The following is a 22,837-nucleotide window of genomic DNA, read 5'->3' on the forward strand; positions in this document are numbered from 1 at the left end:
CCCGCTCCAGCGAAGCCGGGGGCTCGGGGACGGGGCCAGCACCGGCTCTCCACCGGATTCCCCCGTACGGGCATGATGACGACGCGCCCACTGTACCGGCCCGTACGGCCACCGCCCCGGTGGGTGCGGGCCGCCTCACACCGCGACGTACCTGACCGGGTCGGTGCCCGCCACCGGTTCCGCACGGCCGCGTTTCACCAGGTGGCGGACGTGCGCCTCGGCCTCGCTGACGGCGATGGTGCGCGAGCCGTAGGGGATCCGGTCCCAGGGACGGTTCCACTCCATGCGCTCGGCGAGCTGCCAGGGGGTGAGCGGGGTGCCCAGGAGGCCGAGGAGGCCGGCGAGGCGCTCTTCGTGGTGGTCGAGGAGCTCGCGGACCCGGCCGGAAGCGTCGGTGAAGGCGTGTTGATGGGCGGGGAGGACCTCGGCGACGCCGAGGCGGGCGATCCGTTCGAGGGAGTCCAGGTAGTCGCCGAGCGGGTCCCCTCCGCTCGAACGGAGCGGGAGGCCCGCGGGGCGGGGTCCCTCCTGCGCGGACCGGTGCGAGGAGGGGGAGTGGTCTTCGGGGTCTTCGTACAGCCCGATGTGCGGGGAGATCCCGGGCAGCAGGTGGTCGCCGGAGAAGAGCCGGCCGTGGCCGGGCAGCCGGGAGGGGTGCTCTTCCTCCAGGTGGAGGCAGACGTGCCCGGGGGTGTGGCCGGGGGTCCAGACGGCCCGCAGCCGCCGTCCGGCGAGGTCGAGGAGTTCGCCGGGGACGATTTCGCGGTCGGGCAGGGCGGAGCGGAGGCCGGGCATGGTCCGCATCCGGCCCGATGCGCGGGCGGCCCGCAGCGGGGCGATGTGGTCCTCGGGGGCGCCGACGACGGCGAGCTTGCGGGCGAGGTAGTCGAACCAGGTGCCCGGGTCGACTTCGCGGGTGCGGCGCACGACGGCGGCATCGGCGGCGTGCATCGCGATCCAGGCCCCGGACTCCTCGCGGACCCGACCGGAGAGGCCGTGGTGATCGGGGTGGTGGTGGGTGATGAGCACCCCGTGGACCTCCTGGACGGACAGTCCCAACGCGTCGAGTCCACTGGTGAGTTCGGACCAGGAATCCGGATCGTCCCAACCGGTGTCGATCAGTACCGGTCCCCGGTCGGTGTCGAGGACGTGGACCAGGGTGTGACCGAGGGGGTTGTCCGGGATGGGCACCCGCAGCGACCAGACGCCACCGCCGTGCTCGGTCACCTGGGTCACCTGCGTCATGGGCGGGTCCTCGTCTCTTCGCTGCGGAGCCTGCTCGACCGTTGCCCATGGTAACTAGAACTGGTATCAGTTCTGAAGCATCGTCAGGAAGTTGCACCGTCAGGACGCCCAGGCAATCCCACCCCTCGGGAGGCAGCGGTCATGACCGAGCTTGTGGAGCACGGAAAGCTGTTCATCGGCGGGGAGTTGGCCGATCCGCTCGGCGACGGGGTCATCGAGGTGATCTCGCCCCACACCGAGCAGGTCATCGGCCGCGTTCCGCACGCCTCGCGGGCCGATGTCGACCGGGCCGTCGCCGTCGCCCGTCGGGCCTTCGACGACGGGCCGTGGCCCCGGGCGACGCTCGCGGAACGGATCGCCGTCGTCACCCGCATCAAGGACGCGATCGCCGTGCGGCACGAGGAGATCGCCCGCTCCATCAGCGCGCAGAACGGCTCCCCGTATTCCTGGTCCGTCCTCGCCCAGGCGCTCGGCGCCATGATGGTCTGGGACGCGGCGATCACCGTCGCCCGGGACTTCGACTACGAGGAACGGCGCGCCGGCGTCCTCGGGCCGCTGCTCGTGCGGCGCGAACCGGTGGGCGTGGTCGCGGCCGTCGTCCCGTGGAACGTGCCCCAGTTCACCGCCGCCGCCAAACTGGGTCCCGCACTGCTCGCCGGCTGCACGGTGGTCCTCAAACCCTCGCCGGAGTCGCCCCTCGACTCCTATCTCCTCGGCGAGATCGCCGCCGAGGCCGGGCTGCCCGAGGGGGTGCTGAGCATCCTGCCCGCCGACCGCGAGGTCAGCGAGTACCTGGTCGGCCACCCCGGCGTCGACAAGGTCTCCTTCACCGGTTCGGTCGCCGCCGGCAAGCGGGTGATGGAAGTGGCCTCCCGCAACCTGACCCGCGTCACCCTCGAACTGGGCGGGAAGTCGGCCGCCGTGGTCCTGCCGGACGCCGACGTGGCGACCGCGGTCGCCGGGATCGCCCCGGCGGCCTGGATGAACAACGGCCAGGCGTGCGTGGCGCAGACCAGGGTCCTCGCCCCCCGCTCGCGGTACGAGGAGGTCGCCGAGGCGCTCGCGGCGGCGGCCGGCGCGCTCGTCGTCGGCGACCCGCTCGACCCGGCGACCCAGGTCGGCCCGCTCGTCGCCCGGCGCCAACAGCAGCGCTCCCTCGACTACATCGGCATCGGACAACAGGAGGGCGCCAAGGTCCTCTCGGGCGGCGGTCGCCCCGCCGGGCTCGACCGCGGCTGGTACGTGGAACCGACCCTCTTCGGCGACGTCGACAACTCCATGCGGATCGCCCGCGAGGAGATCTTCGGCCCGGTCATCTGCCTCCTTCCGTACGGCGAAGAGGCCGAGGCGCTGCGGATCGCGAACGACTCCGACTTCGGGCTCAGCGGCAGCGTGTGGACCGGGGACGTGGAGCACGGCGTCGACTTCGCCCGTCGGGTCCGCACGGGCACCTTCAACGTCAACACCTTCAGCCTCGACATGCTCGGCCCCTTCGGCGGCTACAAGAACTCGGGTCTGGGGCGGGAGTTCGGGCCCGAGGGCTTCGGCGAGTACCTGGAGCACAAGATGATCCACCTGCCGGCCGGATACGGGGAGGCGTGATGGGGGACCGCTGGCACGTCGAGGTCGACCGGAGCGTCTGCATCGGCTCCGGCATGTGCGTCCACCACGCGCCGGAAGGCTTCCGGCTCGACCCGGCCCGACAGTCCCACCCGCGTGCGGTGGAGACCGATGCGGGCGAGCGGCTCCTCGCGGCGGCCGAGGGCTGCCCGGTGGAGGCCATCCTGATCACCCTGGCGGACGGCGGCGATCCGGTGTTCCCCGTGGAGCCCTGAGGCGCGCTGCCCGGCGGGGCGGGGCCGGCGGGTGCTTTCGCCCGCTGGCGCGGTGGCGGCCGGGGCGCAGTCGGTCGGGCGCAGCCGGTCGGGAGGCCTCGGCGCGGGGCGGCCCGACCGCGCCGTCAGGCCGTCGGCTCCGGCGCCGTCAGGTCGATCAGTCGGCAGACCGTCTCGATGTCGATCTTCACCTGGGCGATCGAGGCGCGCCCGGACAGCCAGGTGATCAGTGCCGAGTGCCAGGTGTGCTCGATCACCCGGACGGCCGAGAGCTGGCTCGGCGTCGGGTGCTCGGTCCCCATCGCGTCGAGGATGATCGCGGTCGTCAGCCGGGAGACCGTGTCGACCTCGGGGCTCACGCTGCGGTCGGCGAAGGTCAGCGCCCGCACCATCGCGTCGGCCAGCTGTGGCTCCCGCTGCAGTGCCCGGAAGGCGCGCATCAGGGTCTCGGCGACCCGCTCGGCCGGGTCCGTGCCGGCGGGCGGTCGCTTCCGCAGCGTGCCGTGCAGGTGCTGGAGCTGGTCCTGCATGGTCGCGACCAGCAGGTGGATCTTGGACGGGAAGTAGCGGTAGAGCGTGCCCAGGGCCACTCCGGCGGCCTCGGCCACCTCCCTCATCTGCACGGCGTCGAAGCCGCCGCGTGCCGCGAGGCGGGCGCTGGCGTCCAGGATGCGGCGGCGGCGCGCCTCCTGGCGTTCCGTGAGGGGCGGCGCCGCGGGTCTGTGGTCCGACCTGTTGTCTGCGGTCATGGGGTCCCGTTCCGTGCGGTGGGGAGCGACAGTATGGCGGTGCGGCCGTCGTGGCGCGAATCACCTGCTCCGGCTCTCAACGCGGAGCTACCTGCCGGTAGATTCTGTCCTCCTCGAAGGATCAAGAAGACGGGCAAGAAGATCCAGAACGATCAAGTCTGTAACTTGTTCTAGATTAGCGCGAGCGGTTACGCTCCCGCGAAACGCACGCTCGAAGGGGGTCGCGCATGACCGCTGAGGCCATAGAGGCAAGCCCCCGACAGGGCGCCGCCGCGGCCGGTGACTGTCCGTTGCGGATCGCTCTCCTCACGTACAAGGGAAACCCCTTCTGCGGTGGGCAGGGGGTCTACGTCCGGCACCTCTCCCGTGAACTCGCCCGACTCGGCCACACCGTCGAGGTCATCGGCTCCCAGCCGTACCCCGTGCTCGACGAGGGCGACGACCTCGCCGGGCTCAGCCTCACCGAGATCGCCAGCCTCGACCTCTACCGCTCGCCGGATCCCTTCCGGACCCCGAAGCGCGAGGAGTACCGGGACTGGATCGACGCCCTCGAAGTCGCCACCATGTGGACCGGCGGCTTCCCCGAGCCGCTCACCTTCTCACTGCGGGCCCGGCGCATGCTCGCCGCCCGCCGCGGCGACTTCGACGTCGTCCACGACAACCAGACCCTCGGCTACGGACTCCTCGGCGGCCCCCGGGCCATCGGAGCCCCCCTCGTCACCACGATTCACCACCCCATCACCGTCGACCGGCAGCTCGAACTCGACGCCGCCGCCGACTGGAAGCGCCGCGCCTCCGTCCGCCGCTGGTACGCCTTCACCGGCATGCAGAAGCGGGTCGCCCGCCGACTGCCGTCCGTGCTCACCGTCTCCGGCACCTCCCGCCAGGAGATCGTCGACCACCTCGGCGTCCGGGAGGACCGCATCCGGGTCGTCCACATCGGTGCGGACACCGACCTCTGGTCCCCGGACCCGTCCGTCGCCGAGGTCCCCGGCCGGATCGTCACCACCTCCAGCGCCGACGTACCCCTGAAGGGCCTCGTCCACCTGATCGAGGCGCTCGCCAAGCTCCGCACCGAGAACCCCGACGCCCACCTCGTCGTCGTCGGCAAGCGGGCCGAGGACGGCCCGGTCGCCCAGGCCATGGAGCGGTACGGACTCGACGGCGCCGTCGAGTTCGTCAAGGGCATCAGCGACGCCGAGCTCGTCGACCTCGTGCGCTCGGCCCAGGTCTCCTGCGTGCCCTCGCTGTACGAAGGGTTCTCCCTGCCCGCCGCCGAGGCCATGGCCACCGGCACGGCGCTCGTCGCCACCACCGGCGGCGCGATCCCCGAGGTCGCCGGGGCCGACGGCGAGACCTGTCTGGCGGTCCCGCCGGGCGACGCGGGCGCACTGGCCGCCGCGCTGGGGCGGGTGCTGGGCGATTCCGCGCTGCGGGCCCGGCTCGGTGCCGCGGGCCGTGCCCGGGTCCTGGACCGGTTCACCTGGGCCCGTGCCGCACAGGGCACGGCCGAGCTGTACCGCGAGGCGGTGGCCGCGCAGGGTGCCCGGGGGCGCGGAGGCGCACGGTGACGGCTCGCCCCGTTCACCGGCCGCGGGCCGGCGGACGGGTCGTGCCCCCCGTTCCCCTTCGCCGGGGCCCGTCCCGGGAGCACTCCCCACGAAACGCCTGCCCCCCACCCTCCGTCACCAGCGAAAGCAGGACCTCGTGCTGACCGTCGACTTCACCCGCTTCCCGCTCGCCCCCGGCGATCGAGTGCTCGATCTGGGCTGCGGTGCGGGCCGGCACGCCTTCGAGTGCTACCGGCGCGGCGCCCAGGTCGTGGCCCTCGACCAGAACGCCGAGGAGATCCGGGAGGTCGCCAAGTGGTTCGCGGCCATGAAGGAGGCCGGGGAGGCCCCCGCCGGCGCGACCGCCACGGCGATGGAGGGCGACGCCCTCAACCTGCCCTTCCCCGACGAGTCCTTCGACGTCGTCATCATCTCCGAGGTGATGGAGCACATCCCCGACGACAAGGGCGTGCTCGCCGAGATGGTCCGCGTCCTCAAGCCGGGCGGCCGCATCGCCGTCACCGTGCCCCGCTACGGGCCCGAGAAGGTCTGCTGGGCGCTCTCCGACGCGTACCACGAGGTCGAGGGCGGCCACATCCGCATCTACAAGGCCGACGAGCTCCTCGCCAAGATCCGGCAGGCCGGCCTCAAGCCGTACGGCACCCACCACGCACACGCCCTGCACGCGCCGTACTGGTGGCTGAAGTGCGCCTTCGGCGTCGACAACGACAAGGCGCTGCCGGTCCGCGCCTACCACAAGCTCCTGGTCTGGGACATCATGAAGAAGCCCGCCCTCACCCGGGTCGCCGAGCAGCTGCTCAACCCGGTCGTCGGCAAGAGCTTCGTGGCGTACGCGACCAAGCCCCACTCCCCCTCGCTCCGCGGGGGACACCTCCACCCGAAGGCTGACGCCCGGTGACCTCTCCCGAACGGATCGCCGAGCACCTCGTCCTGCCCGGGGTGCTCACCGCGGAGCAGGCGGCCGAGACCGTGGCCGGGATACTCGCCGTGCAGCGCGAGGACGGCGCCATACCCTGGTTCCGCGGTCACCACCTGGACCCCTGGGACCACACCGAGGCCGCCATGGCCCTGGACGTGGCCGGCGAGCACGCCGCCGCCGCCCGCGCCTACGCCTGGCTCGCCCGGCACCAGAACGCCGACGGCTCCTGGTACGCGGCCTACCACGACGGAGACCACCAGCAGGTCACCGACCGGACCCGCGAGTCCAACTTCGTCGCGTACGTCGCGGTCGGCGTCTGGCACCACTACCTCTCCACCGGCGACGACGGCTTCCTCGACCGCATGTGGCCCGTCGTCTACGCGGCCGTCGAGTTCGTCCTCGGGCTCCAGCAGCCCGGCGGCCAGATCGGGTGGAAGCGCGAACCCGGCGACGCACCGGTGAACGACGCCCTGTTGACCGGGAGCTCGTCGATCCACCACGCGCTGCGCTGCGCCCTCGCCATCGCCGAGGTCCGCGAAGAGGCCCAGCCCGACTGGGAGCTGGCCGCCGGCGCCCTCGGCCACGCGATCCGCCGGCACCCCGAACGCTTCCTCGACAAGTCCCGCTACTCGATGGACTGGTACTACCCGGTCCTCGGCGGCGCGGTCACCGGAGCCGATGCGGCGGCCCGCTTCGAGGCCGAGTGGGACCGGTTCGTCGTCCCCGGCCTCGGAGTGCGCTGCGTCGTCCCGAACCCGTGGGTCACCGGCGGGGAGAGCTGCGAACTCGCCCTCGCCCTGTGGGCGACGGGGGAGTCGGACCGGGCCCTCACGATCCTCCAGGACATCCAGCACCTGCGCGCCGAGAACGGCATGTACTGGACGGGGTACGTCTTCGAGGGCGAGACCGAGGACGACCGGGCCGTGTGGCCCGAGGAGCAGACCAGTTGGACGGCCGGTTCCCTCCTGCTCGCGGTCGCGGCCCTCGGGGGCGAGGAGGCCACCGTCGCCGTCTTCGGCGGCGCCCGCCTCCCCTCGGGCCTCGACCCCGACTGTTGCGACTAGGCCGGGTTTCGAAAGCCTCTTCCGGGTGCGCGCCCGACCCGCGCTCCCGGAGCTACCCGTCCGGCGCCGCCCCGGTGGCGGACGGGTCGGGCCCGGGCGAGGCTGGCGCCATCGTCGTCAGGGAGGTGCCGCCTTGCCCAGAAGCGTTCCGCGCGGAGTCGTGGCGCTGTTGCTGTCCTGTGCCCTGCTCCTGACCACCGCCGCCTGCGGCGACGGTGACGCGCAGGGCACGGCTGCGACCCCGACGGCCTCCGCCGGCTTCGAGCGGCAGAAACTGGCGAAGGCGCGGTTCGTGGCCAATGCGGGCCTCGCCGCGGGTGCGGCCTACCAGTGGATCGTGAAGCCGTACCGCGCGGGCACGTTCCAGAAGGGGGCGGACGGTCGCACCTTCGCGCTGGTGAAGGCGGGGCTCGCGGGTGCCTTCACGTACAACCGGCTCAAGGCGGCGGTGGACAACGCCAAGGGCGATCCGCTCCTCTCCCGGGTGGTGGCACCGCTCTCCGCCGGCATCGAGTCCCTCAAGGACCTGGGCACGAAGCTCCGCAAGGGCGAGGTCGGCGATGCGGACGTCGGTGCCTTCGAGGACGTCATCAACAGCGTCAAGGACGCGGGCAGGAGTGCCGGCGCAGAAGTGGTCGACAAGGTGCCCAGCACTACACAACTCGGCGGCTGAAGCTATGTGTTGAGTTCCGCGAGGGTGCGGAGGGTGTCGAGGTCCGGTGCGGTGACGAGCAGGTCCGTCACCGGTCCCCGCCGCCACGCGTCGAGGCGGGCGGCGATCCGCTTCCGCGGGCCGACGAGCGCGATCTCGTCCGCGAAGGCGTCCGGGACGGCGAGCACGGCCTCCTCGCGGCGGCCGGCCGCGAAGAGTTCTTGGATGCGACGGGCCTCCTCCCCGTACCCCATCCGCCCCATCAGGTCGGCGTGGAAGTTGCGGGCCGCGTGCCCCATGCCGCCGATGTAGAACCCCAGCATCGCCTTGACCGGAAGGAGCCCGGCCGCCACGTCCCCGCAGAGCCGGGCCCGGACCATCGGGGCGACGACGAAGCCCTCGGGGAACCGGGCCGGCAGCTCGTACACCGAGGCCCAGCGCTCCGGAGCCCAGTAGAGCGGCAGCCAGCCGTCGGCCACGGTCAGGGTCTGTGCGACGTTCTTGGGCCCCTCGGCCCCGAGCAGGACGGGGACGTCGGCCCGCAGGGGGTGGGTGATCGGCTTCAGGGGCTTGCCGAGGCCGGTGCCGTCCGGGCCGTCGTACGGGTGGGAGTGGTGGCGCCCGTGCAGGCTGACCGGGGCCTCGCGGCGGAGGACCTGGCGGACCACGTCCACGTACTCGCGGGTCGCCGTCAGGGGGGAGCGGGGGAAGGGGCGCCCGTACCAGCCCTCGACGACCTGCGGACCGGACAGGCCCAGCCCCAGCAGCACGCGGCCGCCGGAGAGGTGGTCGAGGGTGAGCGCGTGCATGGCGGTGGTGGTGGGTGGGCGGGCTGCCATCTGCGCGACGGCGGTCCCCAGTTTGATCCGGGTGGTGTGCGCGGCGATCCAGGTCAGCGTGGTGAAGGCGTCGGAGCCCCAGGCTTCGGCCGTCCACACGGAGTGGTAGCCGAGCCGCTCGGCCTCACGGGCGAGGTCGAGGTGGGCGGGTGAGGGGCCGCGGCCCCAGTAGCCGAGGGCGAGTCCGAGCCGCATGCCCCACGTCCCTTCTGACGGACCGTCAGTCACATGGCGGGGACTGTACGGCAACGGCCCCCCGCCCGGAAGGGATTCCGGGCGGGGGGCCGTGCGGGCGGGGGCGCGGAGGCGCCTGGAGGTGCGTTCCGGGGGAGCTCGGTCCGACCGGAGGGATCGCGGGGCGACCCTCAGCCGCGCTGGATGCCGCTCGTGTCCTGCAGGACGCCACGGCGGCCGTCCTGGGTCTGGGCCACCAGGGCGGAGCCGCGCTGGTCGACCGCCAAGTACCAGGTGCCTGGGGCGAGTTCGGCGATCTGAGCCTGAGAGCCGTCCTCTGCGTACAGCGGGCGCGCGACCGGTACCGCGAACCAGAACGGCGCGAAGTCGGAGGCCGGCTGCGGGGCCGGGGCGGCTGCCTGCGGCTCGGGCTGCTGCGCCGCCTGCGGCTGCGGGGTGGCGGCCTGCCCGCCGAACGGCTGGCCCGCGCCCTGCGAGGGGCTCTGCGGGCCGCCGTACTGAGGCTGCTGCGCGCCCGGGTAGCCGTAGCCGCCGGGAACGCCCGGCTGACCCGGCTGGCCGGACTGCATGCCGTACGGCTGCGGGGCCTGCGGCTTGGGGGCGCCGATGAGCGGGACCTTGAGGGCGGGGACCAGCGGGCCCGCGACGGCCGCACCGGCGGCGATCAGTGCGGCGATCAGGCCGAGGATCAGGCCGGCGCCGGCGTTGTCCGCCTCGAAGATCCACATGAGCAGGGTCCAGGCGGAGGCGATGGTGAACGAGGTGCCCACCTGGCCCAGCTCGAGGCCGGCCACCTTGCGCTGCTCCGGCAGGGCGTGGGAGGCGACGATCAGTGCGGCACCGACGATGCCGAGGAAGAAGGAGCCCCAGCCGAGGTACGCGAACTCCCAGGAGCTCGGGGTGTCGATCTTGCTGCAGATGTCGGCCGTGGCGCTGCAGCCGGCGATGTCGAGGAACGAGGCGATGAACAGCACCACCGCTGCACCGATCAGCACGCCATCGCCTCGGGTGAGGGAGCGGATATTCACGTAAGAGTCCTTCGTAGGGTCGTCGGTCGTCGCGTCGGAGTGCGCTCGGTTCGCGGCACGGGGGCGGCCCCATGGTACGGAGCGAATCTGTCGCCCGCCGGTCCTACCCCTTCAGGTAGGCGGCGATGCCGTCGGCCAGCCCTTGGGCGGCCTTCTGTCGCCATGTCGGTGAAGAGAGGAGCTGTGCGTCCTTCGGGTCGCGCATGTTGCCGCACTCCAGGAAGACCTTCGGGACGGTCGAGAGGTTGAGTCCGCCGAGATCGTCGCGGACGTCCAACCCCGTACCGGAACCGATGTAGTTGGCGGGCGAGGTGTCCGTGGCGAGGGCGAAGCGGCTGACGATCTGCTCGCCGAGCGCGCGTGAGGGGGCGACGATCTCCTCCGTGTCGGCGGAGCCGCCTCGCACCCGTGCGGGCAGGATCACATGGAATCCGCGGTTCCCGACGGCCGATCCGTCCGCGTGGACGGAGACGACGGCGTCGGCGCGGGCCGCATTGCCGATCCTGGCCCGTTCGTCGATGCAGGGGCCCCACGGGCGGTCGCCGTCGTGGGTGAGCACCACCTCGGCGCCGCGTGCGGCGAGGAGGTCCCGCAGGCGGTGGGAGACGTCGAGGGTGAAGGAGGCTTCGGTGTAGCCCGTTCCGGTGGAGGTGCCGGTGGTGTCGCACTCCTTGCGGTTCGTGCCGATGTCGACCTTCTGGTTGATTTCCTTGGTGTGCTGGAAATTGCCGGAATTGTGACCGGGGTCGATGACGACGGTCCGTCCGGCCAGGGGACGGCTCGACGGGGTGTCGGTGGTGGCGCCGGCGGGGAGGGGCGGCCGGGACTGCGTCCCGCTCTCGGTCCGGGGCGCCGGATCCGCGCCCGATGACTGGAGGGAGGTCTCGGACTTCCCGTCCGGGGGTGCGGAGGCCCGGGAGGTCGCGCAGCCGGCGAGTGCGGCGCAGCAGCCCGTGGCGGCGAGCGCGAGGGCGAGGGCGCGGCGGGAGGTGTTCCCGTGGTGGTACGGCACCCCGCGACTTTAGGCCCTGTACGGGGCGAAACGTCGCAGGGGTGCGTCGCAGGTCCGTCACCGTTCTGGAACGGCGACCCGCACCGCGGGCGTCAGCGGCGGCGCAGGACCCGCAAGGAGTCGGTGATCGAGACCTCCTCGAAGTCGCCCGACTCCAGGGCGCGGAGGTAGATCCGGTAGGGGGCCTGACCGCCGTCCTCCGGGTCGGGGAAGACGTCGTGGATGACGAGCAGTCCCCCGGGGGCGACCTTCGGTGTCCAGCCCTCGTAGTCACTGGTGGCGTGCTCGTCGGTGTGCCCGCCGTCGACGAACACCAGACCCAGCTGCCCGCCCCAGGTCTTCGCGACCAGCGGCGAGCGGCCCACGATCGCGATGACGTGCTCCTCCAGGCCCGCACCGTGAAGCGTCCGGCGGAAGGTGGGCAGGGTGTCCATGAGCCCCACCTCGGGATCCACCACGGTCGGGTCGTGGTACTCCCAGCCCGGCTGCTGTTCTTCGCTGCCCCGGTGGTGGTCCACGGTCACCGCGACCGTCCCCGCCCGTCGGGCGGCGTCGGCCAGCAGGATCGTGGACCGTCCGCAGTAGGTGCCGACCTCCAGGAGGGGCAGGCCCAGCCGGGCGGCCTCGGTGGCCGCGTCGTACAGCGCGAGCCCCTCCACGACGGGCATGAAGCCCTTGGCCGCCTCGAAGGCGGCAAGGACCTCGGGAGTGGGTTCGGCGGGCATGGCGGTTCCTCCTACTGGCGGGTACGCGGGTACGGGCGCCCATCGTGCCCTACCCCCCGCACCGGAACCACACCGTCCTCCCTCCGGGGCGCTCCCGCGGGGCTATGCGCCCGAAAGCACCGCGCGCAGTCGCTGTACGCTCGCCTGCCACTCGCCCACCGCATGGGTCTCGCCCCACAGCTCCAGCAGCTCCGAGGGTTCGGTGAGGATCCGGTCGAGGGCCTCCACCGCCACCGGGCGCAGTTCCACGGGGAGGGCGGGCAGCGGCTCCTTCGGCCCGTACGCGCTCGTCACCGGGTCTCCGTCCGGGCACTGCGCCGCGACGAGGGCAGCCGCGGCGACCGCTTTCACGGCCTCGTCCGAGTCGAGGTACTCCTCGCCGACCCCGGTGACCGTCAGGAAGGACGCGAGCAGGACGTCGGCGCGCTTCTCGGTCGGCGTCCCGTCCAGTGCGGCCGAGAAGTCGGCGGCGGTGTCGTTGTCGAAGTGTCCGATGTCCCACGTGCCCATGAGGTACTCGCTCTCCCCGTGCGTCGGTCGTGCGGGGGCTCCGTGCGCCGGTGCAGGGCGCCCCCTCGTACCGACAGCCTGACAGCAGCCTCTGACAACGCCCCGGCCCGGAGGGGAGCGGCGCTGCTCCGGTCGCTGCCCCCGCCGGCCGTCCCGGCGGCTGGGAGAGGAGTCGGCGGGCGACGAGGGCCCGGCGGAGCGGCGGACGGGCGTGGCGTTCCCGGGCGGCTCGGGTGCTGCCGAGGATCTGGACGCAGCCCTCGGCGCAGCCGGTCGGAGGAGGTTCCGCCTCCCGTCTTCGGCTTCCGGCCCCAGGGGCGAGCCCTCTTTCCGCCTCCGGGGGAACCTTCTGCGCCGCTCAGGCTTTCCCGAGGTTTCTGACCTTCCGTCAGAATGGAACGTGTTCTAGTCTGCGGGTCATGGGCATCGCCATCACGCACGAACAGCGGGAGCTGGCCCGATCCGTTCGAGGCTGGCTCGGCCGCGCCGTACCCCCCGAGGAAGTCCGCAAGCACCTGGACGTCCCCGACACCGCCACCGGTCGCCCCGCCTACTGGGACGCAGCCGCCGAGCAGGGGCTCCTCGGGCTGCACCTGCCCGAGGAGCACGGTGGTGGTGGCGGCGACCTCGGAGACCTCGCCGTCGTGGTGGAAGAGGCGGCGCGGGCCCTGCTCCCAGGGCCTTACCTCCCCTCCGTGCTCGCCGCCGAGGTCCTCCACCGGGTCGGGCAGCACGAGTCGGCGTCCGCGCTCGCGTCGGGCGAGCGGATCGGAGCCGTCGCGCTCGGCGGCACCGGCGACCTCACCGCCGTCCGCACCGCGGGCGGGTACCTGCTCGACGGCGCCGCGCCCCCCGTCCTCGGCGGAGCCCAGGCCGACCTGCTGCTCCTCCGCGCCGCCACCGCCGGCGGTTCCGTCTGGCTCGCCGTCGACGCCGAGACGCTCGCCGTCCGGCCCCACGAGAGCGTCGACCCGACCCGGCCCACCGCCGGGATCACCGCCCGCGCCGTCCACGTTCCGGCAGAACGCGAACTGACCGCCGCCGGCGCCTCCTCCACCGCCATGATCCGGGACCTGGCCGCCGTCCTCTTCGCCGCCGACGCCTGTGGCACGGCGGCCCGCGCCGTCGAGACCGCCGCCGAACACGCCCGCACCCGGGAGCAGTTCGGTCGCCCCATCGGCCGCTTCCAAGGCGTCAAGCACCTCTGCGCCGACATGCTCGTACGGCTCGAACAGTCCCGCGCCCTCACCTGGGACGCCGTCCGCGCCAGCCACGACGAGGCCCGCTCCCTCACCGCCGCGCTCGCCGCCGCCACCGCCCTCGACAGCGCCTACGGCTGTGCCAAGGACTGCATCCAGATCCTCGGCGGCACCGGATTCACCTGGGAACACCACGCCCATCTGCTGCTCCGCCGGGCCCTCGTCGCCCGCCAACTCCTCGGCACCGGCGATCATTACCGGCTCGCCGCCCTCCGGTACGCCGCCGACGGCGTCCGGCGCGGCCTCCGGATGGACCTGCCCCCCGAGGCCACTGCGTACCGGAGGGCGGCCCGCGCGGCCGTCGCCCCCGCCGTCGGACTCGACCCGGCCGCCGCCCGGCGCGCCCTCGCCCCCACCGGCTACGCGGCCCCACACCTCCCGGAGCCGTACGGGCTCGGCGCGGGCCCGCTCCAACAGCTCGCCGTCCAGAGAGAGCTGGACGAGGCCGGGATCACCGTCGCCGGACTCGGCATCGCCACCTGGGTCGTCCCCTCGCTGCTCGCCCACGGCAGCCCCGAGCAACAGGCCGAGCACCTCGGCCCCACCCTGCGGGGCGAACGCCTCTGGTGTCAGCTCTTCTCCGAACCGGGCGCCGGCTCCGACCTCGCCTCCCTCCGCACCCGCGCCGAGCGCACGGAGGACGGACGCTGGCGGATCAACGGACAGAAGGTGTGGACGAGCGCCGCCCAATGGGCCCACCACGGCATCCTGCTCGCCCGCACCGACCCCGCCGCCCCCAAACACCGGGGGCTCACCTACTTCCTCGTCGACATGCGGAACACCCCCGGGATCGAGATCCGACCGCTCAAGGAGATCACCGGGGACTCCCTCTTCAACGAGGTCTGGTTCGACGATGCGATCCTGCCTGCCGACGCCGTCGTCGGCGAGGTCGACGACGGCTGGCGGGTCGCCCGCAACACCCTCGGCAACGAGCGCGTCCACATGGCCGACCAGGTCGCCTTCGACACCGGCCTCGAAGCGCTCATCGAGGCGTCCGGGCCGCAGGACGACTCCGTGCGCGCGCGGATCGGGGCGCTCCTCGCCGAGGCGCACGCGCTCGCGTGCATCGGCCTGCGCACCACCCTGCTCCAGGTGTCCGGGCTCGAACCCGGCGCAGGCGCCAGCGTCCGCAAACTCGTCCAGACGGTCCACCAGCAGAAGCTCGCCGAGCTCGGCCTCGAACTGCACGGCCCCGAAGGCGCCGTGCGCGAAGGACCCGCCGAGCGGGCCGTCCACGGACTCCTCATGTCCCGCTGCCTCACCATCGCGGGCGGCACCACGCAAGTCCAGCTCAACGTCGTGGCCGAGCGCCTGCTCGGCCTGCCGAAAGACTGAGACCGAGAGACCGAGGGATACTCGCGATGACCACCAAGGCGTACATCATCGGCGTCGGCATGACGGCGTTCGAGAAGCCCGAGACCCGGGACTGGCAGTACTGGGACATGGCCCGCGAGGCGGGCACGGCCGCACTCGCCGACGCGGGCGTCCCCTACGCGCGCGTGGAACAGGCCGCCGTCGGTTACTGCTTCCAGCCCTCCACCGCCGGCCAGCGCGCCGTCTACGAACTCGGCCTCACCGGCATCCCCGTCTACAACCTCAACAACAACTGCGCCACCGGCTCCACCGCCCTCATGACCGCCCGACAGTTCGTCGAGGGCGGCACCGCCGACTGCGTCCTCGCCCTCGGCTTCGAGAAGATGACGCGGGGCGCGCTCGGCGGCGGAGCCGGGGCCGGTGACTTCAGGACCTCCCCCGTCGCCCGCCACTACGGTGTCATGGCCGCCGCCCACGGCTTCGAGGCGTCCCCGCCCACCGCCCAGATCTTCGGCAACGCCGCCCGCGAACACATGGAGCGGTACGGGACGACCGAGGTCCAGCTCGCGGCCGTCGGCGCCAAGAACCACCAGCACTCGGCGAACAACCCCAACGCCCAGTTCCAGGACGTCCACACGGTCGACGAGGTCCTCGCCGCGAAGACCGTCCACCGGCCGCTCACCAAGCTCCAGTGCTCACCCACCTCCGACGGCGCGGCTGCCGCCGTCGTCGTCTCCGAACGCTTCGTCGACGAACACGGACTGCGGGGGAGGGCCGTGGAGATCGCCGGTCAGGCGATGACCACCGACACCGAGGAGTCCTTCGCCTCCGGTTCCTGCATCGACGCCGTCGGCCGTCCGATGTCCCGGGCCGCCGCCCGGCTGGCCTACGAACGCTCCGGCCTCGGCATCGAGGACGTCGACGTCATCGAACTCCACGACTGCTTCTCGATCAACGAGCTGCTCACCTACGAGGCGCTCGGCATGTGCGCGGAGGGTGCTTCCGGGAAGCTCGTCGAGTCGGGCGCCACCACCCATGGCGGGCGCTGGGTGGTGAACCCTTCCGGCGGCCTCATCTCCAAGGGCCATCCGCTCGGTGCGACCGGCCTCGCCCAGGCGGCCGAACTGGTCTGGCAACTGCGCGGAGAGGCGGGGGCCCGCCAGGTGGCCGGGGCCCGGGTGGGGCTGGCCCACAACATCGGCCTGGGCGGGGCGGCCGTGGTGACGCTGCTGCGGAAGTCCTAGAGCCACCCCTGTTGCCGCGCCGCCCGCACCGCCTCCATCCGGTTGCGGGTGCCGGTCTTGCCGATCGCGGAGGACAGGTAGTTGCGGACGGTGGACTCCGAGAGGTGCAGGGCGGCGGCGATGTCCGCGATCGTCGCGCCGTCCACCGAGGCCGCCAGGGCGTCCCGTTCCCGGCCCGTCAGCGGGTTCGGGCCGGCGCTGAGGGCAGCCGCGGCGAGGGCCGGGTCGATGACGGTCTCGCCCCGCAGCACCTGGCGGACCGCCTCGGCCAGTTCCTCCACGGGACCGTCCTTCACCAGGAAGCCCGCCGCGCCCGCCTCCATCGCCCGCCTCAGGTACCCCGGTCGGCCGAAGGTCGTGAGGATCAGCACCCGGCACTCCGGGACCTCGGTCCGCAGCTCCGCCGCCGCGTCCAGGCCCGAACGGCCGGGCAGTTCGATGTCGAGCAGCGCCACGTCCGGGCGGGCGACGAGCGCCGCGTCCACGATCCCGTCCCCCCGCCCGACCTGTGCCACGACCTCCATGTCGTGCTCCATGCCGAGCAGCAGGGCCAGCGCCCCGCGCATCATGCCCTGGTCCTCGGCGAGCAGCAGCCTGATCATTCCGTGGGCTCCCCCTGGTGCTGTACGGGGGTCTCCGCGGGGAGTTCCACGGTGACCCGGAATCCGCCCCGCGGGGCCGGTCCCGAGTCCAGGGTGCCCCCTGCGGCTGCGAGTCGCTCGCGCAGACCGTGCAGACCGCTCCCCGGCGGCCCCGTCGCGGGACCCCGACCGTCGTCGGTGACTGTGAGGCGGACCCGCTCGGCGGAGCCGGAGAGGTCGATCACGCAGCAGGACGCGCTGCTGTGTCGTACGGCGTTGGTCGTGGCTTCCCGCACCGCCCAGCTCAGCAGCGCCTCGGTCCCCGGCTCCAGTAGCGGGCCCGAGCGGCGCACCACCGGTTCGATGCCCGCGGAGGTCAGTGCGTCGCGGGCCCGGTCCAGCTCGGTGCCGAGGCTTCCCTCCCGGTAGCCGGTCACCGCCTCCCTGATCTCGACCAGTGCCTGTCGGCCCACCGACTCGATGTCCGAGACCTGTACCAGGGCCGCGTCCAGGTCGCGCGGGGCGAGCCGGCGGGCGGCCTCCGACTTCACCACGATCACCGACATCGTGTGGCCGAGGAGGTCGTGCAGGTCGCGCGAGAAGCGCAGCCGTTCCTTCTCGACCGCCGAGCGGGCCAGCTCCTCGCGCGTCTCCCGCAGCTTCCGGACCGTTTCGTCCAGGGAGATGATGGCCGACGTCACCATGACGGAGATGAGCGTGCCGTACACGACGCTGAAGGAGTCCCAGCCGTCGCGCCAGACGGTCACCACGCCCACGGCCACGACCAGGGGCGGGACGATGAACCGCAGCCGCTCCCGGCCCCGCACCGCCGCACCGACCGCGAGGCCGACGAGGGGGAAGAGGAGCAGCCATTCGCGGCCGTAGCCGATGGCGAGGGCGAAGGTCAGCCCCCCGAAGACGACCAGCAGCGTCCGGGTGGCGAGGGACTCGCGCCGCCGTTGGTCGAAGGCGCGGAGGATGATCGCGACGTAGAGGGCGTTGAAGGCGAGCAGACCGAGCCAGCCCAGCCAGGGGTGGGGGGCAGCGCCGCTGGTGAGGTGGGAGAGCGCACCGAGGCTCATGAGCACCCAGGGGATGAGGCTCAGACCGCTCGGCCCCCGTTGCCGCAGGTAGCGGATCCGCTCCCCGGCGCAGCGTCTCGCGTCTGCCACCGCTCCTCCCCGGACGACCTGCATCCCGTGCCCCCGTTCCTGCCTGCCTATGCGGTCCGTGCCGAACGACGGTACGAGATCGCCGCGTACCCGCCGAACAGGGCCGCCCAGGCCGCGAGGACCAGGAGCGCCGCCGTGCCCGGGACGTGTCCGCCGGAGACCGAGACGCCGAGCTCGGCGAAGCGGTTGGTCGGGGTGTACGAGGAGAGGGAGCGCAGCCAGTCGGGGAAGAGCTCGACCGGGAACCACAGGCCGCCCAGCACCGCGAGCCCCAGGTTGCAGGCGACGTTCACGACGCCCGTCGTCTGTGCGGTGAGCCGGTAGCCGTTGCCGATGCCGAGGAGGGCGAAGGGGAAGGAGCCGAGCCAGAGCACGCCGGCGACCGCGGCCCACTGCCAGGGCGCCAGCCGGACCCCGTTGAGCAGGCCGCCGGCGAGGAGCACGGCGACGATCGCGGGGAGCACCACCACCGAGCCGGTGAGGGCCCGGCCGGTGACGACCTGGCGCGGGGTCATCGGCGTGATCCGCAGTTGGCGCAGCCAGCCGGACGACTTGTCCTCGGCGACGCCGGTGCCGACCGACAGGGCCGCGCCGAGCGCGCCGTAGGCCGCCATCCCGACCATGGCGGTCGCCTTCCAGGCGGCCCCGTCCTGACCGCCGAGGTTGGTGAAGAGGAGGTACATCATCACCGGGATGCCGATGCTGGTGAGGGCGAAGCCGGTGTCGCGCAGGGTGCGGCGGACTTCGAGGCGCACGTACTCGGTGGTCATCGGGTCGTCTCCAGGGGGTGGGCGGTGGGCGAGGTGAGGGCGAGGAAGGTGTCGTTGAGGGAGACGGGGGCGACTTCGAGGGAGCGGATCGCGTCGCGTGCGGCGAGTGCGCGGACGGTCGCGTCGGAGTCGTCGCTGCGGAGCCGGGCGCGGTCGCCGCGGATCTCGACGGACGTCACCCCGGGGAGCCGCAACAGGTCCTCGCTGCGGGCGCCGGCCAGGTCGAAGCAGACGAGGCTGCCGCCGACCGCGCGCTTGAGCTCCTCGCCGGTCCCGTCCGCGACGACGCGGCCCGAGTCGATGACGACGATCCGGTCGGCGTTCGCATCGGCCTCCTCCAGGTAGTGCGTGGAGAAGAGGATCGTGTTGCCGCGCCGGGCGTAGCTGCGCATCGAGTCCCAGAACGTCTGGCGGGCTTCGACGTCGAGGGCGGCCGTCGGCTCGTCCAGGACGAGCAGCTCCGGGTTCCCGACGAGGGCGACGGCGAACCGGGCCCGCTGGACCTGGCCGCCGGAGAGCCGGTCGATCCGGCGGTCCGCGAGTGGGGTCAGGTCGGCGAGGGCCAGCGCCTCGTCGACCGGCAGCGGCGCGGGGTAGGTCCGGGCGACGAAGGCGACGAGTTCGCGGACGGTGACCCGGGTGACCGCGCGGCCCTCCTGGAGCATCGCGCCGATGCGGCCGGCGGCGACGGCACGGGCGGGGCCGTCGCCGAAGAGCCGCACCTCGCCGCCGTCCGGCTCGTCGAGGCCGAGCAGCAGGCCGATGGTGGTGGACTTGCCGGCGCCGTTGCGGCCGAGCAGGGCGACGGTCTCGCCGCGCCGGAGCGTGAGGTCGATGCCGTCGAGGGCGCGGACCGTTCCGAAGGAGCGGGTGACTCCGGTGCAGGCGACCACTGTCTCGTTCTTCATGGCCATGACGCTACGGAGCGGGGCCCTGGTCCGGCAGGCGCGGACGTACGGACCTGGCCGTGACAAATGTCCCGGCCCCCTTGTCTGACGTATCGTCAGGTACGGGCCCCCGGAGGGTTCACAACTCTTTCCGGCTGGGCTATACATGGGGTCCACCGACCTAGAACGCGTTCTAGAACGGCCGCGTACGGGACGGTTCCCGCACGGCCTCGGTGCGGCCGACGGTGCGGACGGCCGCACCGAGGTCTCCACCGCCACGAGGAGCAGCAGCCCGATGCCCATCGACCCCGCAAAGGCCGTCGCGGCCGAACCCCGGAGCGCCGAGATCTCCTGGAACCACAAGGACGTCCAGCTCTACCACCTGGGCCTCGGAGCCGGCGTGCCCGCGACCGACCCCGACGAGCTCCGCTACACCCTGGAGTCCCGGCTCCACGTCCTGCCCAGCTTCGCCACCGTCGCCGGCGCCGGCATGGGGGTGGTCGGCGGACTCTCCGCCCCCGGCATCGACATCGACCTCGCCGCCGTGCTGCACGGCGGCCAGTCGATCACCCTGCACCGTCCCCTCCCCGCCGGTGGCCGGGCCGTCTCCACCTCCCGCGTCGCCGCCGTCTACGACAAGGGCAAGGCCGCCGTGCTCGTCCTGCGTGCCGAGGCCGCCGACGAGGACGGCCCGCTGTGGACGAGCGACGCCTCGATCTTCGTGCGGGGGGAGGGCGGTTGGGGCGGCGACCGCGGCCCCTCCGAGCGCCTCGCACTGCCGGACCGGGAGCCCGACGTCACCGTCGAGCGGGCGATCCGCGAGGAGCAGGCGCTGCTCTACCGGCTCTCCGGGGACTGGAACCCCCTCCACGCCGACCCGGAGTTCGCCGAGCTCGCCGGCTTCGACCGGCCGATCCTGCACGGACTCTGCTCGTACGGCATGACCCTCAAGGCGGTCGTCGACACGGCGCTCGGCGGCGACGTCACCCGGGTCCGCTCGTACCGCACCCGCTTCACCGGAGTGGTCTTCCCCGGCGAGACCCTGCGCATCCGGATGTGGACCGGGGACGACCGTGTCCAGGTGGCGGTGACGGTGGTGGAGCGCGACGACGCCCCGGTGCTCGCCGACACCCTCGTCGAACACTCGTAGATCCCGTCCATCCGTCCCGGAGGGAGCCGCACCATGCGCGCAGCCGTACTGCACGAGATCGGCCAGGACAAGCTCGAAGTGCTCGACGACGTCGAGGCGGTGGGCTTCGGCCCCGGCAAGGTGCGGATCCGGGTGAGGGCCACCGGTCTGTGCCACTCCGACGTCTCCGCGATGAGCGGCGTCCTGCCGCAGCCCGCCCCCTTCGTCCCCGGCCACGAGGGCGCGGGCGAGGTGCTCGACGTCGGCGACGGGGTCACCGGCCTCGCCCCGGGGCAGCGGGTGCTGCTCTGTTGGCTGCCCGCCTGTGGTGCTTGCCCGGCCTGCAGGCGGGGCCAGACCCAGCTCTGCCTCGCCGGCTTCATGAACGCCGGCACGCCCAACTTCAAGCGCCCCGGCGGCGACGTCTTCGGTTTCGCCGGCACCGGCACCTTCGCTGAGGAGGTCGTCGTCGACGCGGGCTGCGCCGTCCCCATCCCCGACGACGTGCCCTTCGACATCGCCGCCCTCATCGGCTGCGGCGTCACGACCGGACTCGGCGCCGCCGTCAACACGGCCAAGGTGGAGGCGGGTTCGTCGGTCGTCGTGCTCGGCTGCGGCGGCGTCGGCATCTCCGCGATCCAGGGGGCCAGGCTCCAGGGCGCCGCCCAGATCGTCGCCGTCGACCCGGTGGAATCCCGACGTGAGGCAGCCCTCCGCTTCGGCGCCACCGAGGCGGTCGCCCCGGACGCCCTCGCCGACGCCAAGCAGCGGATCACCGGCGGCGAGGGCTTCGACTACGTCTTCGAAGTCGTCGGCAAGTCCGCCACCGCCCGCACCGCCTACGAGACGACCCGGCGCGGCGGCACCCTCTGCGTCGTCGGCGCGGGCGCCCTCGACGACTTCCTCCAGCTGAACATGTTCGAGCTGTTCTTCGACGAGAAGCGGATCCTGCCGTCCATGTACGGGGGCGGGGACGTGCTCCGCTCGTACGAGCGGGCCATCGCCCTCTGGCGGGCGGGCCGCATCGACCTGGAGTCGCTCATCACCCACCGGGTGCCCCTGTCGGGCATCAACGAAGCCCTGGAGCAGATGCGTACGGGCGCCGCCCTCCGCACCTGCATCGAGATCTGAGGAGAGCCGCGATGTCCCGTCCGCTCGAAGGACTGAGCGCGATCGTCACCGGTGCCGGGCGCGGTCTCGGCCGTGCCGAGGCCCTGGAACTGGCCCGCCTGGGCGCTTCCGTCGTCGTCAACGACTACGGGCAGCCCGGCCGCGACGGCTCGGGCGAGGCTTCCGCCGCGCCCGCCGAGGAGGTCGCGGCGGAGATCCGGGCCGCGGGCGGCCGGGCGGTGGCGCACCTCGGCGACGTCTCCGACTTCGAGACGGCGCGGGCCCTGGTCGACCTGGCGGTGACCGAGTTCGGGAAGCTCGACGTGCTGGTCAACAACGCGGGCATCCTGCGCGACCGGATGGTCTTCTCGATGAGCGAGGACGAGTGGGACTCGGTCGTGCGCGTCCACCTCAAGGGCCACTTCAACACCATCCACTTCGCAGCGGTGCACTGGCGGGGGCGAGCCAAGGCGGGGGAGCCCGAGGTCTACGGGCGGATCGTCAACACCTCCTCGGAGGCCTTCCTCGCGGGCTCCGCGGGCCAGCCCAACTACGCGGCCGCGAAGGGCGGCATCGTCGGCCTGACGACCTCGACGGCGGCTGCGCTCGCCCGGTACGGGGTGAGGGTCAACGCGATCTGCCCGCGGGCCAGGACCCGGATGACCGAGGACGTCTTCGCGGGCTTCGGGGAGCCGGTGGAGGGGGAGCTCGACCCGCTGTCCCCGGACCACGTGGCACCGCTGGTCGGTTATCTGGCGTCCCCGGCGGCATCCGGGGTCAACGGGCAACTGCTCGTCGTGCACGGCGGGATGGTGGCGGTCGTGGACCGGCCGAAGGTGTCGGCCAAGTTCGACACGGCCAAGGAGGCCTTCACCTACGAGGAGTTGGATTCCCTCCTCACCCCGCACTACGCGTCCCGCCCGGCGGGCGAGACCTTTGCGGCTACGTTGTTGGTGGGCCTTATTTTTTGGTTTGGTTGTTGTCCGTTGGGTTTGGATCTGTGACCGTTTGTGTCGCGGGTGTGCCG

At 72.8% G+C, this 22,837-nt stretch carries 22 protein-coding genes; 11 read left to right on the forward strand and 11 right to left on the reverse strand.

Features of this window, described 5'->3' with window-relative positions:
• Positions 1 to 135: 135 nt before the first annotated feature.
• The gene (locus ACFW2Y_RS11875; protein ID WP_384876775.1) at positions 136 to 1,245 is read right to left on the reverse strand and encodes an MBL fold metallo-hydrolase; all 1,110 of its coding nucleotides are present in this window, start codon (positions 1,243 to 1,245) and stop codon (positions 136 to 138) included.
• 141 nt (positions 1,246 to 1,386) lie between these two features.
• Between ACFW2Y_RS11875 and ACFW2Y_RS11880 the strand changes: the two genes are divergently transcribed.
• Positions 1,387 to 2,847: an aldehyde dehydrogenase gene (locus ACFW2Y_RS11880; protein ID WP_384876777.1), complete on the forward strand. Its 1,461-nt coding sequence runs from the start codon at positions 1,387 to 1,389 to the stop codon at positions 2,845 to 2,847.
• A complete protein-coding gene (locus ACFW2Y_RS11885; RefSeq protein WP_384876779.1) occupies positions 2,847 to 3,080 on the forward strand; it encodes a ferredoxin in 234 nt (77 codons plus the stop codon). The genes ACFW2Y_RS11880 and ACFW2Y_RS11885 overlap by 1 nt, the downstream gene beginning before the upstream one ends.
• A 125-nt stretch (positions 3,081 to 3,205) precedes the next feature.
• Here the strand turns inward: ACFW2Y_RS11885 and ACFW2Y_RS11890 are convergent, their stop codons facing one another.
• Positions 3,206 to 3,829, reverse strand: coding sequence for a TetR family transcriptional regulator (locus tag ACFW2Y_RS11890; protein WP_384876781.1), 624 nt, complete (start codon positions 3,827 to 3,829; stop codon positions 3,206 to 3,208).
• Between the two features lie 227 nt (positions 3,830 to 4,056).
• On the opposite strand from ACFW2Y_RS11890, the gene ACFW2Y_RS11895 reads away from it, so the two are divergent.
• The 4 genes from ACFW2Y_RS11895 (at position 4,057) to ACFW2Y_RS11910 (ending at position 8,056) form a co-directional block, all read left to right on the forward strand.
• Complete coding sequence (locus ACFW2Y_RS11895; protein WP_384876783.1) at positions 4,057 to 5,400, forward strand: glycosyltransferase family 4 protein; 1,344 nt, start codon at positions 4,057 to 4,059, stop codon at positions 5,398 to 5,400.
• Positions 5,401 to 5,497: 97 nt separating this feature from the next.
• The gene (locus tag ACFW2Y_RS11900; RefSeq protein WP_384876819.1) at positions 5,498 to 6,298 is read left to right on the forward strand and encodes a class I SAM-dependent methyltransferase; all 801 of its coding nucleotides are present in this window, start codon (positions 5,498 to 5,500) and stop codon (positions 6,296 to 6,298) included.
• Positions 6,295 to 7,383 carry a prenyltransferase gene (locus ACFW2Y_RS11905; RefSeq protein ID WP_384876785.1) on the forward strand — a complete coding sequence of 363 codons (1,089 nt, stop codon included), beginning with the start codon at positions 6,295 to 6,297 and terminating at the stop codon, positions 7,381 to 7,383. The genes ACFW2Y_RS11900 and ACFW2Y_RS11905 overlap by 4 nt, the downstream gene beginning before the upstream one ends.
• A 133-nt stretch (positions 7,384 to 7,516) precedes the next feature.
• Positions 7,517 to 8,056, forward strand: a complete 540-nt coding sequence (locus ACFW2Y_RS11910) for a hypothetical protein (RefSeq protein WP_384876787.1) — start codon at positions 7,517 to 7,519, stop codon at positions 8,054 to 8,056.
• A 2-nt stretch (positions 8,057 to 8,058) separates the two neighbouring features.
• Here the strand turns inward: ACFW2Y_RS11910 and ACFW2Y_RS11915 are convergent, their stop codons facing one another.
• From ACFW2Y_RS11915 to ACFW2Y_RS11935, 5 genes are all read right to left on the reverse strand, one after another.
• Complete coding sequence (locus ACFW2Y_RS11915; protein ID WP_384876789.1) at positions 8,059 to 9,069, reverse strand: LLM class F420-dependent oxidoreductase; 1,011 nt, start codon at positions 9,067 to 9,069, stop codon at positions 8,059 to 8,061.
• Between the two features lie 170 nt (positions 9,070 to 9,239).
• Positions 9,240 to 10,097, reverse strand: coding sequence for a DUF5336 domain-containing protein (locus ACFW2Y_RS11920; RefSeq protein ID WP_384876791.1), 858 nt, complete (start codon positions 10,095 to 10,097; stop codon positions 9,240 to 9,242).
• A 103-nt stretch (positions 10,098 to 10,200) separates the two neighbouring features.
• Positions 10,201 to 11,109 (reverse strand): N-acetylmuramoyl-L-alanine amidase, encoded by a 909-nt coding sequence (locus ACFW2Y_RS11925; RefSeq protein ID WP_384876793.1) that lies wholly within the window; start codon positions 11,107 to 11,109, stop codon positions 10,201 to 10,203.
• 92 nt (positions 11,110 to 11,201) lie between these two features.
• A complete protein-coding gene (locus tag ACFW2Y_RS11930; RefSeq protein ID WP_384876795.1) occupies positions 11,202 to 11,834 on the reverse strand; it encodes a class I SAM-dependent methyltransferase in 633 nt (210 codons plus the stop codon).
• Positions 11,835 to 11,936: 102 nt separating this feature from the next.
• Entirely contained in the window at positions 11,937 to 12,344 is a 408-nt protein-coding gene (locus tag ACFW2Y_RS11935; RefSeq protein WP_384876797.1) for a DUF4259 domain-containing protein, read from the reverse strand.
• Between the two features lie 419 nt (positions 12,345 to 12,763).
• Here ACFW2Y_RS11935 and ACFW2Y_RS11940 point away from each other — a divergent pair, with 419 nt between their 5' ends.
• Positions 12,764 to 14,938, forward strand: a complete 2,175-nt coding sequence (locus tag ACFW2Y_RS11940; protein WP_384876799.1) for an acyl-CoA dehydrogenase — start codon at positions 12,764 to 12,766, stop codon at positions 14,936 to 14,938.
• A 26-nt stretch (positions 14,939 to 14,964) separates the two neighbouring features.
• Positions 14,965 to 16,161 carry a lipid-transfer protein gene (locus ACFW2Y_RS11945; protein ID WP_384876801.1) on the forward strand — a complete coding sequence of 399 codons (1,197 nt, stop codon included), beginning with the start codon at positions 14,965 to 14,967 and terminating at the stop codon, positions 16,159 to 16,161.
• On the opposite strand, the gene ACFW2Y_RS11950 is transcribed toward ACFW2Y_RS11945, so the two are convergent.
• From ACFW2Y_RS11950 to ACFW2Y_RS11965, 4 genes are read right to left on the reverse strand one after another with little or no spacing between them, the layout of a single operon-like run.
• Positions 16,158 to 16,763: a response regulator gene (locus ACFW2Y_RS11950; RefSeq protein ID WP_384876802.1), complete on the reverse strand. Its 606-nt coding sequence runs from the start codon at positions 16,761 to 16,763 to the stop codon at positions 16,158 to 16,160. The genes ACFW2Y_RS11945 and ACFW2Y_RS11950 overlap by 4 nt on opposite strands.
• The gene (locus tag ACFW2Y_RS11955) at positions 16,760 to 17,914 is read right to left on the reverse strand and encodes a sensor histidine kinase (RefSeq protein ID WP_384876804.1); all 1,155 of its coding nucleotides are present in this window, start codon (positions 17,912 to 17,914) and stop codon (positions 16,760 to 16,762) included. Before ACFW2Y_RS11955 ends, ACFW2Y_RS11950 begins: the two co-directional genes overlap by 4 nt.
• Positions 17,915 to 17,961: 47 nt before the next feature.
• Entirely contained in the window at positions 17,962 to 18,684 is a 723-nt protein-coding gene (locus tag ACFW2Y_RS11960; protein WP_384876806.1) for an ABC transporter permease, read from the reverse strand.
• Positions 18,681 to 19,592: an ATP-binding cassette domain-containing protein gene (locus ACFW2Y_RS11965; protein WP_384876808.1), complete on the reverse strand. Its 912-nt coding sequence runs from the start codon at positions 19,590 to 19,592 to the stop codon at positions 18,681 to 18,683. The genes ACFW2Y_RS11960 and ACFW2Y_RS11965 overlap by 4 nt, the downstream gene beginning before the upstream one ends.
• Before the next feature lie 274 nt (positions 19,593 to 19,866).
• On the opposite strand from ACFW2Y_RS11965, the gene ACFW2Y_RS11970 reads away from it, so the two are divergent.
• The 3 genes from ACFW2Y_RS11970 to ACFW2Y_RS11980 are packed head-to-tail and all read left to right on the forward strand — an operon-like array spanning position 19,867 to position 22,814.
• Positions 19,867 to 20,721, forward strand: a complete 855-nt coding sequence (locus tag ACFW2Y_RS11970) for a MaoC/PaaZ C-terminal domain-containing protein (RefSeq protein ID WP_384876810.1) — start codon at positions 19,867 to 19,869, stop codon at positions 20,719 to 20,721.
• A gap of 33 nt (positions 20,722 to 20,754) precedes the next feature.
• Positions 20,755 to 21,831 carry a Zn-dependent alcohol dehydrogenase gene (locus ACFW2Y_RS11975; protein WP_384876812.1) on the forward strand — a complete coding sequence of 359 codons (1,077 nt, stop codon included), beginning with the start codon at positions 20,755 to 20,757 and terminating at the stop codon, positions 21,829 to 21,831.
• A gap of 11 nt (positions 21,832 to 21,842) precedes the next feature.
• Entirely contained in the window at positions 21,843 to 22,814 is a 972-nt protein-coding gene (locus ACFW2Y_RS11980) for a 3-oxoacyl-ACP reductase (RefSeq protein WP_384876814.1), read from the forward strand.
• The last annotated feature ends 23 nt before the right edge of the window (positions 22,815 to 22,837 follow it).

It is taken from the genome of Streptomyces sp. NPDC058877 (assembly GCF_042742855.1).
Lineage (GTDB): Bacteria > Actinomycetota > Actinomycetes > Streptomycetales > Streptomycetaceae > Streptomyces.